We start from the raw sequence: 13160 nt of genomic DNA, 5'->3' as shown, positions 1-13160 counted from the left end.
ATGATAAGTGTGGAGGTTTCAAATGTCCGAAGTTGAAGAAAGTAAATATAAAATGATTTTTGGTTGGGAAAATGACAATGGGATAGGTGAGATGTTAATCCAACAAATCCTTAACGGCGAAAAGACAGCTACATGCGCTCCCAAAGAGGAATATTCAGAAAAAGAATTACTAGAAACATATGAACCCGTTGGTGAAATTTTAACCGTCTATGATAAAGAAGGTATACCCAGATGTAATGTTAGACTGATCGAAGTATTTGAGACTACCTTCGGTAATCCCGATCTAAGACTTGTGCGAGGAGAAGGAGATGGGGACGACGTAAATAAATTTCAAGAAGATCACCGATTAGCGTGGAAAGATATTAACGTTGAATTGAAAGACGAGACGGTTTTAATAGTGGAGTTATTTGAGTTGGTTGGAGACCTATAAAAAAAGAGGGTCCCTAAAAGTCATGTTCATGGCTTTGGGGTCCCTCTTTATCTTTTATTAGGAATTCAGTTCAAGCCTCATTTAGTGCCCGCAGCAAGGTGCGTCGATCGCGGACCTTGTGAGCTTCAGCAAGACTACGTTCTAACAATTCATCGTCAATCCCCAGTTCCCGCCGATCCGTTGGCCCACCTGCCTGCCTCAATAGTTCGCGGATAAGTGATTCCGAAGGAACCTCAGCCAACCACGCGGTGATTTGTCCCTCGAACTCACGGAGCACACTTGGCTCTTGTCCTGGGAAAACTCCACGTTCAACCGCATCATGATATACACGCGAAATTTCAGCACAAGCCACGCCTACCTTCGCACCATGCAGCAGCGCTCTATTTCCGCGTCGCAAGTACTCCATTTCCCAATAATGTGAAACGTGATGTTCTGCGGCAGAAGCTGGATGAGACTGTCCGAACAACAGCATAGCAATACCTGATTCAATCAGAGCCGTCATTAAGATGCGGATACCCTGCTCAGAGCGCTTTCCAATCTCATGAGCATGCTCTACACAGGAGATGAGCGCACGTTCCGTGATGATTGCCGCTTGTTCATTGTAGGGTTCGCCCGCTGTAAGATGAGAAAACTTCCAATCAAACAAGGCGGTGTATTTGCCAAGCATATCACCAAACCCTGCAGCTACAAGAGGTTGCGGAGCCTTGGTAAGTATATCTAGATCAGCAAAGATGGCAACGGGTGGCACGGCCGGAAACGTCTTTTTCACGCCACGCACGATGAGAGGTGCTCCAGCAGATGTAAATCCGTCAACAGATGTAGCCGTTGGAATCGAAATAAAAGGAATCCCCGTCTTATGACTAACAAAACGCACGATGTCATGGATGGTACCGGAACCAACAGCAATCAAACCATCCGTAATCCCTGGTTTCACCTCAATCATGAGCTGAACAAGTGATATTTCGTCCGCCACAACATCGCCTGTTTCATTGGGATTAATGAGACATAACTCTACATTCAGTTCATTTTCTCCAAGTAAACTCTGTTCTAGCGATCTGCCCGCTGCTTCATACGTATTCTTATCTGCCACGATGATAAGGTGCTGACAACCACGTTTCTTCAAATAAGGTGCAACTTGCTGAAGCGCACCTGATTCCAGCACGATCTCTTCAAACTGTGCCATTTCCAAAGTATTTATGATGACAGTTCCTCCTCCGTCTGTTCGACTATCTATGGTAACTTAATAGAGTTGAACTATTGATTATGATTAGGCTACGAGCACGAAAAGTTCTTCCGATCGCTGTTGTCCCCCGAATTTCATTGAATCATTTTGCAAGGTCAAAATTCGGGGGACAAAGGCGAACGCTTCGCTTCTTCAGAATCATTTCGCGCTCTCCGCTATATCAGTTTTCTTTTATTCAACTCTATAGCTCTCTCTACTCCGAGGACTTCTTGATATTCTTGAGTCGTTTCATGACATCGTTCTCGCCGCGGCCGAAATAATCATGCAATTGGCTATATTCCTTATACAAACTGTCGTAGACTTCGACATTAGCTGGAATCGGCTTAAATGTCTCTTCTTTGACCCGTGCCATTTTCTCGGCAGCGTCGATGATCGTATCATAGCCGCCAGCGCCTTGCCCTGCTGCTACCGCTGCAAACATAGCCGCCCCAAGTGCAGGCGTCTGCTTGGAATCAGCAATAACAATCTCACGATTCGTTACATCCGCGTAGATTTGCATTAACAAATGGTTCTTTTGTGGCAATCCTCCGCATGCGTACAGCACATCAACACTTACTCCGTTAGAGTGGAAAGCGTCTACAATTTTGCGTGTACCAAAAGCGGTTGCTTCAAGCAATGTTCGATAAATCTCTTGTGGTTTGGTTAATAAGGTCATACCGAGAATGAGACCTGTTAAATCCGTATCAACTAGAACGGAACGGTTACCATTCCACCAGTCAAGCGCTAGTAATCCGGTTTGCCCAGGTTTGTAAGTCGCAGCTTCTCTTTCCAGCCACTGGTGAATGCCAAGTCCCTCTGCTGCAGCTGCTTCTTTCACGTAAGCTGGAAGTGATTCTTCAACATACCATTCAAAAATATCACCCACGGCCGATTGCCCAGCCTCATATCCGTATAATCCAGGAATAATTCCGTCCTCTACTACACCACACATGCCTTCGACTTGTTTCTCCTCTGTACCCAGCAGCATATGGCAAATCGATGTTCCCATCGACATGACCAGTTTACCCGGTGTTACAACACCAACTGCAGGAACTGCTGCATGTGCATCCACGTTCCCAACTGCAACGGCGATGCCCGGTTTGAGACCCATGATTCCAGCCATTTTATCTGTAAGTCCACCCGCATTGGTACCGAGTGCAATAACCTCACCGCGTAGTTTGGTATCAACCAGGTTCTCCAATCGTGGATCTAATGCTTTGAAATATTCTTTGCTTGGGAATCCATCTTGTTTGTGCCAAATTGCCTTATAGCCAGCCGTACAACTATTTCGTACGACGTTTCCTGTCATTTGCGAAATAACCCAATCGGTCGCTTCTAAGAACAGATCGGTACGTTCATAAATTTCTGGCGCCTCATCGAGGATTTGCCATATCTTCGCAATCATCCATTCCGACGAAATCTTCCCGCCATACCGCGGTAGGAAAGCTTCGCCACGTTGAGCAGCGATTTGATTAATCTTATCGGCCTCGGGTTGTGCAGCATGATGTTTCCACAACTTCACCCAGCTATGCGGCTGATCAATCAATTCCGCATCGAAGCAAAGAGGCTCTCCTGCTTCATCAATCGGCAACATCGTACACGCTGTGAAATCGATTCCAATTCCAATCACGTCAACAGGATCAATCCCTGATTCCGCAATAACAGCTGGAACGGATTTTCGTAGTACTTCCAAATAGTCGTCAGGATGTTGCAACGCCCAGTCATGTTCCAGCTTAATGCCCGACACGGGTAGCCGCTCGTCGATAACATGGTGTGGATACGGCGTAACATGATCCGCAACTTCATGGCCATTCGCCAAGTCGACTAATACGGCGCGCCCTGATTGGGTGCCATAGTCTACGCCGATGGTATATTTTGTGCCCATGTGATTCCCTCCAAATGAATGATGGTAAATTGTACGTACAACTCTGACAGACCGCTACGATGACGGATTATTCTTACGATCGCTGTTGCCCTCAGATTTCCTGATTATAAACCGCCTATAGCGGTAGAAATCCGAGGGCAAAGGCGAACGCTTCGCTTCTTCAGAATAATTCCGTCCTCTTCGCTACGCTCTGTAGAAACTTCTACTTTCAACCAGTACGGAACACGTTAATAATAGTACTATTTCTGTCCGTAATAGGCATTGGCGCCGTGTTTACGTAGGAAGTGGCGATCCAATAGTGTTTGGTCCATGGGAGCGGTATCTGGGTTGAGTTGCAACATCCGGGCGGCAATTTTAGCTACCTCTTCCAGAACTACGGCGTTATGGACGGCGTTGTGGGCATCTTTTCCCCAAACAAATGGTGCATGGGCATGAACGAGAACTCCAGGTACCTGGTTCGGATCGATATCAGCGAAACGCTCTACGATCACATTCCCCGTCTCGAGCTCATAAGCTCCATTAATCTCTTCCTTCGTCATAGGACGAGTAACCGGAATCTCTTCGTAAAAATAATCAGCATGCGTCGTTCCATAAGCCGGAAGCGCACGTCCAGCCTGCGCCCAACTCGTGCCCCAAGGAGAATGCGTGTGTACAACACCCCCAATATCGGGAAATGAATTATACAACACCATATGAGTCGGAGTATCTGAAGACGGACGTAAATCTCCTTCAACCACGTTGCCTTCTAGGTCTACAACAACCATCTGCTCTGCTCTCAAATCTTCATAAGGCACACCGCTAGGTTTAATTACAAACAAACCGCTCTCTCGATCAATTCCACTCACATTTCCCCATGTAAAAGTAACCAGCCCATATTTGGGCAACTCTAAATTTGCTTCCAACACTTGTTGTTTAAGCGCCTCTAGCATTACCGGCCACTTCCTTCCTCTGATTTTCCCTCTATAATTTTCGGGTAAATACCGATTCGCGTTGTATTAATTCCGGCTGGAACACCGTATCTCCCAATACAGCTCCCTGCTGGATCATTTCGATCAATTGCTTAGCTGCTAGTTCACCCATCTCGGTCTTGGGATGCGTTAGTGTGGTCAGCTTCGTTCCCGAAGCCACAGCCAGACTGGAATCATCGAATCCGATGAAAGACACATCTTCAGGGATAGATAACCCATTCTGCGTCGCGACCTCCATCAGATTCATCGCCAATTCGTCGTTATAACAGACAAAAGCGGTAGGGCGTTCCTCTACTCCCACGCTGAGCAATTCCTTCGCAATTTGAATAGGAAGATCACTCTTTTGCTCCGTCGTATAAGTTACTACTCTCTGAGGAGAAACCGTAACCCCAAACTCCCGATGCGCCGTCAGAAAACCTTTAAGTCGATTCACACCTTGTAGGTCATCTCTTTTGAAAAAACCAGCGATAGATCTATGACCATTCTCCAATAAATGACGTGCCGCTTTGTAACCGCCCATCTCATCGTCTACCTTAAGGCATGGACATTCCAATTCACGATACTTCTCATTGATCATCAGATATGGAATGCCTTTCTCTTGCAGTTCCAGAAAATATCCTAGATTCGGATTACCCTCTGCACTCTTGGTTGGTTCGATGATCAGGCCGCTAAGCGGTTGACTCGTCATCAATTGTAGGCTTTCCATTTCCTTCTCTTTGTTGTTATCCGTGCTAGAAAGAAGGAGGCGATATCCCTGGTTCCGCAGCTCAGCCTCTGCACCCCTTACGATATGTGGAAAAATATAGTCTGAAATATACGTTGTGATGATCCCGATCGTCTTAACCTGTTCACCATCGCGTCGTAGAGGATTCCTAGCAAAGGTTCCTTTACCTTGAATCCGCTCTAACCAGCCTTCCTTCTCCAACTCACCGAAAGTTTGTCTCACCGTTTGACGACTTAGACTGAATTGCTCCGCAATCTCATTCTCCGAAGGGAATTGTTTGCCGGGTTTCAGCCGTCCTGATTGAAGCCACGACAGCAATTCATTTTTTAACTGCATATATTTTGGAATCCGCCTATTATTCATCATTCACCTCAGCCAATGCACTATTTTTATACACCATATTGTACCATAGGCCGGAGAACGTTAGCGGTATCTCAACTTACCGTAAACGATAGGCAGCATCACTCCAGCGCAGCTCATTCTTGAACCGTTGTACTGAGGTGTCTTTATCAATAATTACCGCTTCAATACCCGCCATCTCAGCCCAGTCAATCAAATTCTCGGCATTGATCGCATAGGACAGAACCGTATGATGGGCACCACCAGCCAAAATCCACGCTTCAGCTGATTCGCGCAAGGACGGTTGCGGTTTCCACAGTACACGTGCAACAGGGAGCTTCGGCAATGCTTTCTCCACTTTCACACCATCAACAACATTAACAAGCAAGCGGAAACGATGTCCCATATCTACAAGAGATGCATTTACCGCTGGTCCATCTTGACCGTCAAAGACAATACGCGCTGGATCTTCTTTGCCGCCTATGCCTAATGGGTGAACCTCAACCGTTGGTCTTGTAGCCGCAATCGTAGGGCATACTTCAAGCATGTGCGATCCAAGAATCATATGGTTGCCCGGTTCAAAATGGTACGTGTAGTCTTCCATGAAAGAAGTGCTCTTGTTGTTAGCTAGTACTTTGAGTACACGCGTCAGGGCTGCCGTCTTCCAATCGCCTTCACCCGCAAAGCCGTAACCTTGTTCCATCAACCGTTGCACCGCAAGACCCGGCAATTGTTTCATCCCGTGCAAATCTTCGAACGTCGTTGTAAACGCTCCGAAATTCCCAGCCTCTAGGAAACGTTTCATGGCAATTTCAACTTTCGCCTGGTACGCAATAGAATCACGAACTGGACCTTCACTTAAACCAGCCTTGGTAATCGTATATTGTTCTGCATATTCATTCAGTAGCGCTTTTACTTCTTCATCACTTACTTCATTAAGTACTTGTACCAGATCGCCTATACCATAGCCATTAACCGACCAGCCGAGCTTGATCTGTGCTTCTACTTTGTCGCCGTCGGTAACCGCAACTTCTCTCATGTTGTCTCCGAAGCGTGCTACCTTCAGACCACGACTCTCTGCATAAGCAACCGCCGTGCGCATCCAGCCTGCAATACTGCTCCGTACTTCTCCATCTTCCCAATGGCCTACTACAATTTTGCGGGCAATACCAAGCCGTGCACCAATATGGCCAAATTCCCGGTCACCGTGTGCAGATTGGTTGAGATTCATGAAATCCATATCCATCGTTTCCCAAGGGATATCCCGGTTAAATTGAGTATGGAAGTGCAGCATTGGCTTCTGCAATTGCGAAAGACCTCTGATCCACATTTTTGCTGGAGAGAAGGTATGCATCCAAGTGATAATACCCGCACAAGTCTCGTCGCTATTCGCTTCAATAATCAGGTTGTATATTTCGTCCGGTGTCTTCACCGTTGGCTTGAAAATAATTGGGTACGTGAACACAGGGTCTTTACCCATTTGCTGGACGATCGTGCGTGAATGCTCTGCCACTTGATCAAGTGTCTCTGGACCATATAAGTGCTGACTGCCTGTTACAAACCAAAATGAACACGGTTTCAATTTCATTAATCCAACGCCTCCTAAAATAGTAATGAAGCAAAGCTAACTTGTACATACATATGCATTTTTTCGCCTATAAATTATATGTTGTACGTACAAGTGATGATGTGATTATTGTATATGCGCTACTTCAAAAAGGCAAGGGGAATTTTGTATGTATTTTGGCGCCGGAGAGATATTACTTCTATATAACGGATAGGGATTTTCTTGTATAATCCCCTCGTATAGTACTCTCCGGCACAGACAAATGAATCTCGATCCTTATTCTCTTAGTACCACAATCTAACCGGCTTGCCTCGCTCCCAGCCTTCTAATACAACGATACTATGAAGATACGGTTTATCCGGCCAACAAATATATTGTTCCTGCTCCAACATATTCAAACCACTAATAACGTCATTCTTTCCTCTACCTGTCATACGTTCCAATTCGCCCATCTCCGGCATACGGCGACGTTTACTTGAAAAGTTATAGAGGATACGCAAAAGCTTGCGTTCCAGATCAGGAAGCATTTCGTCCACCACCTTTTACGGGGAAACACGCCAATATTTGATCAATTCGGAACGCCCGCGGGGATTTGGTCTTCAGACAAGTAGCACGAACTAAGCCTCCACGTACCGCATGAACCTCAATTCGGCGCTGCGTAATCTTTCCGGCCCGATCCATATAAATGATCTCAACCATTTGCCCAATGTATTTTTCCACCAACATCATCTCCATATAGGAACTTATGTTCTTATTATATGCGAACTTATGTTCTTTATTCAATGGGTGATATTTGAAAATAAAATAAATAGGTGACCGCTACGCGGACGGATTATCCTTACGATCACTGTTGCCTCCAAATTTGTTTGATTATATCGCTATAGCGGTAAAAATTCGGAGGCAAAGGCGAACGCTCCGCTTCTTCAGGACAAATCCTTCCTCTCCGCTACGATCTGCATATAAGTCTGCTGGTCACAAGCACTCATAAGGTTTATATCCAGAATTTTAAATTTATTCTTATTAGAGGGACTATGAACAGTCAGAATAAAGTCATTAAATCGCATCGTTCTAAATTTCCATATCCTATTGAATTATCAAGAAGAGACCAGGTTGTTTTAGTCAGAATAGATGGTGATTTTGAAGGATAGATAATTTGGAGATCTCACTACTCTAGATAAGAAAATGGAGGGTGTTTCCGAACAACTCAAACAGATATTAGATACTGAGGGTTTAATAACAGAGCAGTTTTCTGGAAATGAATTAAATGAAAACGAGGGCGATAAGGTGCTCAAGTATAAAGATCTAATGACTGGGGATGGGGTTAGGTAGTAGTAGGAGATGAGTTAGGTTAGATTTATAAATGAAACTGAGTAAAAGGGAGGGATTTAAAAGGAGCAAAGGATGCTCCTTTTTGTTGATCGCAGAGCAAGGTGACCTGACTGAATCGAGCAGTCTCTATTTTCACAAATTATATCCGCCGCTATTTGGCTTCGTTGGATTCGATACGATCCCCAAAGTCGCTAACAGACCGAGGGTTACATCAACGATTGCTAGCATCTCTTGCTTCATTACATCCGTTAAATCAAACGCTCCAGTCAGATGTCCAACAAGTTGGATTAACAATAGCACTTGAGACACAACACTGATCCATAATGCGTAATTACGACATCTTTGCTTGTTCATGATTATTGATCTCCTTTCTCGATTTCAAGTAGTCTTTGATACAGTTGGTCGATCTGTGCCGAGTTCCCCGAGATCAACTGAAGAAGATTCCTCCGTAGTTTATTGACGACGATGGCTGTCTCCTCCCTTGTAATCGGGGCCCCCGGACGCTTACCATCAAGATAACCATTTGCCTTCGCCTCAATCCAATCATTAGTTGCCCATGTGCTCACTACGTTAATATCCCGCTGTAGATTTCCTGCCACTGTGTAGTCATCCTTTCCGGATGATTGACTCATAAATCTTTGCTTCAACTCTTCAAGTGTGCCGTCAAATTCATTTAAATCAACAGGTCCGTTGATACCGTCAACTTTTCGCGTGCCATTCGGGAGTAACCCACCTGCTGAACCGTCACTGTATTGCCAGAACGTCCAACGACTCCAACCCGAAGCATCTACCGGTATTTGAGTTGCACTGTAACGAGCAATCCACAGAGGATAATGATTCAGACCACTAAAATTACTTATAAACGACGGATAAGTGTAGACCATTGGTTTAACACCTGTCAGTCGGTAAATTTCTTCTAAAAATGTCTTAGCGACTAGAGTAATAACCACTTTGTTTAAGTTACTTTTATTGGACTCATAGTCCATTACTGGTGGGAGATCAAGCACCTTAATACCACCAGCAGCCTGTATGGCTGTGTAAAATACTTGAGCCGCGGCCTTTGCTTGATCCACATTTGTAACCGAATCGTCTATATAATGATATGCACCTACTAATAGACCCGCAGCCTTAGCACCTTTGACGTTTTCGAGAAAACGCTTGTCAATGCTATTCTGAGTGGCTTTGATAAAAGCAAAGGATATGCCGGTTGCGGCGACCTTGTGCCAATCGATTGGTCCTTGCCAGTGGGATACGTCGATGCCTTGGGTGTTACCCTGTTTACGTGCTTGCATTTCATCATCTCCCTTCGGTTCCTTCCAAGCGATCCACCCGTTTATTAAGTGATTTTTGCGACTCTTCTAGACGTGTTACACGCTCAGCCATCTCGTCAAATCTCTTACCCTGTGCCCGTTGTTCAAACTTAATATCTTCCACACCACACTTGATGTATTCGATATCTGAGCGAACCGTTGCATCAGTTCTGGCTTCTTCTTGAGTGTCCTGCCTAATCGATCTTGAACGACCAGACCACCCAATTAAAATACCGCTTATGACTCCAATCACAGAAACCATTGCAGCAATAATAGATACCTCCATCCCCTCATCTCCCTTCCAAGTGAATAACCCTCGGATCGGTTCCGAGGGCAAAATAAAAACGCCTATGCTGGCGTTGGTTCTATTACGTATATAATATTCGTGATCTCCTTGTACTCAGCTTCTGCTAGCATCTTAGCTACTACAAACGTCTTCAAGTTTTCATCGGTGTACTGCGGGTGCTTGTTGTCGTAATACTTCTTAATCGTGTTGTACCACATGGATTATTTGCCCCCTTTCAACATAGCAACTTCGAACAGCAAACCCGCTACGACGCCTTCCAGGCCTGCGATTGTGGCCTGGCCCGTGGCGTTCTCCAGCAGCAAGGCCCCGAAACCGTCCTCTAGCTCCGTCATCTTAGCGGACAGGGAAGGCTGGAACGGCTGCGGATCTTCTGGAGCCCCTCCCGGATAGCGGAATACGATCTGCTTCGTCGTGTCGTCCACGTGGTAGCCGTCACACTGCCTAAAGTCGTTTTGCAGCTCTTGGTACTCCAGGGATACAACGTCAAATGAGGCACGGCTGCGGGAAGATAGCACGTTGTAGATTGCTATTTGCTCGTCCACAGTAGGTCTGCGAACCCCCTCGTCATACTCGCCTGTGTCCAGGATGACTATTCCTGTAATCTTGTCGTAAAAAATGTCTCGTCCTACTTGCATTGCTATTCCTCCTTTTTATCCTTCGTAAGCTACCCACGTGTAAACTTTACCTAGCACGGATACGGGATAAAACACAGAGCCGCTACCCATAAATAAGCGCAGCTTATAGCTTTGAAATGCGCAGTTCCCGTACTCGGTAGCGCTGGCATGGTAGAAGTCCGCTCTCCTACAGACGGTAGGGGTTGAGGCGACCAGTACGTCGTCAATAAATATCTCAATCTTCGCCGCTGTGAAAGGAATGAGCGCCATGTTGATTAACACATAAGGGAATGACACGCTACCGCCTGTTTCCGTGGTAAAGGCCGTTGTAGCCCCGGAGGAGGCGGTTATAGTCCCCGTGGCTCTCCTCGTACTACCTGCGCCGATCTTGGAAGCCAGTACCGCCCATGTATCTGTTGTGAGTGCTGCCCCACCTTTGGCGTTAATGGCACTCACAATGCCGTTTTTAGCATCAACGCCAGATTGAAAAAGATCTGCGCTCCAGGCTGCCCAAGCTCCACCAGCCAATACCCGCATATAGAACGTAGGTTTACTGTTCACGTCATTCAGTAAATAGGCCTTTTGTATAGCGTATACACCAGGCTGAGCAGAGTGGTTTAACACCTCTATATACCACCAAGCATTAAGCCCCCCCGCTCCTAGGGGGTTGTTTGTAAGCTGAGTACCGTTATAGAACCCCGTAGCTACGAGAGTGTTAATGTCAAAAGGGGGAGGGATAGCTAAAACCGTCCCGCTGTTTTGCGTGAGCTTATGCACCTGCCTCAAATCCAGTAGCAATCCCGACGACTCGTCATTCCATGGGGCAGCTACCGGGCCCACGTTTAACATGATCCGGGAAACTACAGCCTCACCGTTGCCTCTGTTATAGCTTATCATCCTTACAATAAAGCGGCCGTTAGCAACCCCCGCAGGCGGTGAGAAGGTCACTGTTTTACGGTGCCACCCTTTATTAGCATCTGCCACAACATACGCCGCTATGACTGTCTGTGTTGCAGGATCTACTATATCCACACGGAGTTGAGCGTCCGCCGCAACCATACCCCAGGTGTAGAAGTCCACGGCTAGGGTATGAACTATCCCCGCCTGCATGGCTACAAGCTGGCTAGCTGCTGTATGGTTTCCTGTAGTCCCAGGGAATGCCCAGTAGGCGCCTCGTTCCCCGTATGCTGTAGAAGGTACAGGCGCCGTACCAAAGGTCGTCCACCCTGCATTGCCTAGCAGCGCCGAGGAGTTAGGCAAGAGGTTAGCGTAACCCGCTAGATCCAGGTTGACAGGGCCTACTGCTGGAGCAGATACCGATATAGGCCGGGCTCCCAGCTCTTTTACCTCGGTCACGAGATCCGTGAGCACGGCCCGTTCATTCTTCGCTACGCTGCCCAGGATCGGCACAGCAGGCGAAGCGTCCAGCTTGAAGTATGAAAGGCTGTAGATTGCCGAAGTATCTTTATTCATGTTATCAATCTCAGCGTAGGCGTATAACTCCCCGTTGAACGTAAGAGACATAAGCCGCCAACTAGGGTCTTTTTGTTCGTTTTTATAAGCAGCGTGTAATCTCACTGTTTTGTTTTTAAGACGGTACTCATTGCCTGCGTTTATCGCATTCAGCCAGCTGTACTTCGGGTTGTCGGATAGTATGGTACCTCGTTCCTTCCACACTAACCCCGTGCCCACTTCTACCAGGTTCTGGCCTTCATGCAGCATAAGGGAGCCTTCCGGGGTTATGACCTCGGTTGTCTCTGCCGCTAGGCGGAAAAGGAGCTCGTATGGCGTGTATCCGTCTGGGGCTAAAGTGTCGGGCACTGTAAGTGCGGTAAACGCATTTCCCGCAGACGGAGCCCATACCGCACCTGTAGATTGGGAGGCATACCACCGTTTTTGGTTTGCAGCAAGTGTTCCGTCCCATATAGAACCCGACGGTGCTAACAGTACCCAGCCTAATAGATAGGCAATAGCTTCCGTAGTCGATGGCGTGTAATCGGGCCCCCACCCGCTGTCTGCGTTGGCTACGGTTATCTCCAGCAGGCTGCTTGCTGTAATTGCTAGGTATTTATCAGCGCCGTAGTCTGTGACGCCGCCATCCACCCGGGGCAGCGAGGCGCCGTTATATTTTATTAAAGCCGCATTATTAGTGATACCGGGGATATTCATAGCCATCTTTTTATACCCGGTCATCTTTTGTATAGTGACCAGGGGCGTATCCCTGTTCAGCACGACCTTTTTCCACTTCCCGGTTTTCTCTGCCCGGCCCTCTCGCACTATCAATACGTCGGCGTCGCTGCCGTCCACTGGGTTTGAGTACAGCGTAGTTTGATAGGTTAGCAGCGAATCCTCCCGGGGTACGAACGGCTGCTGCACGGAGCCCAGGGTTAGCATGGGTTCACTGAACGTAAACGTGCCTGTGCCCGTATCCTGGCTAGCCCTAATGGAGATTACGAGGCTTTTTG

14 protein-coding genes are annotated in these 13160 nt (G+C 46.9%); 1 reads left to right on the top strand and 13 read right to left on the bottom strand.

Features of this window, described 5'->3' with window-relative positions; all coding sequences use genetic code 11:
• Positions 1–22: 22 nt before the first annotated feature.
• Positions 23–430, top strand: a complete 408-nt coding sequence (locus EJP82_RS11405; RefSeq protein WP_127192188.1) for a hypothetical protein — start codon at positions 23–25, stop codon at positions 428–430.
• A gap of 70 nt (positions 431–500) precedes the next feature.
• Here EJP82_RS11405 and EJP82_RS11400 read toward each other — a convergent pair whose 3' ends face one another.
• The 13 genes from EJP82_RS11400 to EJP82_RS11340 all read right to left on the bottom strand — a co-directional run bounded on the left by EJP82_RS11400 (position 501) and on the right by EJP82_RS11340 (position 12798).
• Positions 501–1613: a sn-glycerol-1-phosphate dehydrogenase gene (locus tag EJP82_RS11400; protein WP_127192187.1), complete on the bottom strand. Its 1113-nt coding sequence runs from the start codon at positions 1611–1613 to the stop codon at positions 501–503.
• Positions 1614–1866: 253 nt separating this feature from the next.
• Positions 1867–3537: a ribulokinase gene (locus tag EJP82_RS11395; RefSeq protein WP_127192186.1), complete on the bottom strand. Its 1671-nt coding sequence runs from the start codon at positions 3535–3537 to the stop codon at positions 1867–1869.
• 239 nt (positions 3538–3776) lie between these two features.
• A complete protein-coding gene (gene araD / locus EJP82_RS11390) occupies positions 3777–4466 on the bottom strand; it encodes an L-ribulose-5-phosphate 4-epimerase (RefSeq protein ID WP_127192185.1) in 690 nt (229 codons plus the stop codon).
• A gap of 31 nt (positions 4467–4497) precedes the next feature.
• A complete protein-coding gene (locus EJP82_RS11385; protein ID WP_211350092.1) occupies positions 4498–5592 on the bottom strand; it encodes a GntR family transcriptional regulator in 1095 nt (364 codons plus the stop codon).
• 76 nt (positions 5593–5668) lie between these two features.
• Positions 5669–7156: an L-arabinose isomerase gene (gene araA, locus EJP82_RS11380; RefSeq protein WP_127192183.1), complete on the bottom strand. Its 1488-nt coding sequence runs from the start codon at positions 7154–7156 to the stop codon at positions 5669–5671.
• A 263-nt stretch (positions 7157–7419) separates the two neighbouring features.
• The gene (locus EJP82_RS11375; RefSeq protein WP_127192182.1) at positions 7420–7662 is read right to left on the bottom strand and encodes a hypothetical protein; all 243 of its coding nucleotides are present in this window, start codon (positions 7660–7662) and stop codon (positions 7420–7422) included.
• Positions 7652–7858, bottom strand: coding sequence for a hypothetical protein (locus tag EJP82_RS11370; protein ID WP_127192332.1), 207 nt, complete (start codon positions 7856–7858; stop codon positions 7652–7654). Before EJP82_RS11370 ends, EJP82_RS11375 begins: the two co-directional genes overlap by 11 nt.
• 738 nt (positions 7859–8596) lie before the next feature.
• Positions 8597–8818 (bottom strand): phage holin, encoded by a 222-nt coding sequence (locus EJP82_RS11365; protein WP_127192181.1) that lies wholly within the window; start codon positions 8816–8818, stop codon positions 8597–8599.
• 2 nt (positions 8819–8820) lie between these two features.
• Positions 8821–9756, bottom strand: a complete 936-nt coding sequence (locus EJP82_RS11360) for a glycoside hydrolase family 25 protein (RefSeq protein ID WP_127192180.1) — start codon at positions 9754–9756, stop codon at positions 8821–8823.
• 4 nt (positions 9757–9760) lie between these two features.
• The gene (locus EJP82_RS11355; protein WP_127192179.1) at positions 9761–10060 is read right to left on the bottom strand and encodes a hypothetical protein; all 300 of its coding nucleotides are present in this window, start codon (positions 10058–10060) and stop codon (positions 9761–9763) included.
• Positions 10061–10122: 62 nt separating this feature from the next.
• Positions 10123–10278 (bottom strand): XkdX family protein, encoded by a 156-nt coding sequence (locus tag EJP82_RS11350; protein WP_127192178.1) that lies wholly within the window; start codon positions 10276–10278, stop codon positions 10123–10125.
• A gap of 3 nt (positions 10279–10281) precedes the next feature.
• Positions 10282–10716: a hypothetical protein gene (locus EJP82_RS11345; RefSeq protein ID WP_127192177.1), complete on the bottom strand. Its 435-nt coding sequence runs from the start codon at positions 10714–10716 to the stop codon at positions 10282–10284.
• Positions 10717–10731: 15 nt separating this feature from the next.
• Positions 10732–12798 (bottom strand): hypothetical protein, encoded by a 2067-nt coding sequence (locus EJP82_RS11340; RefSeq protein ID WP_127192176.1) that lies wholly within the window; start codon positions 12796–12798, stop codon positions 10732–10734.
• Between the last annotated feature and the right edge of the window lie 362 nt (positions 12799–13160).

The sequence above is a fragment of the Paenibacillus anaericanus genome, assembly GCF_003994475.1.
Lineage (GTDB): Bacteria > Bacillota > Bacilli > Paenibacillales > Paenibacillaceae > Fontibacillus > Fontibacillus anaericanus.
Note: the sequence above shows the minus strand (reverse complement) of the source record. Positions and strands in the feature narration are given on the sequence as shown.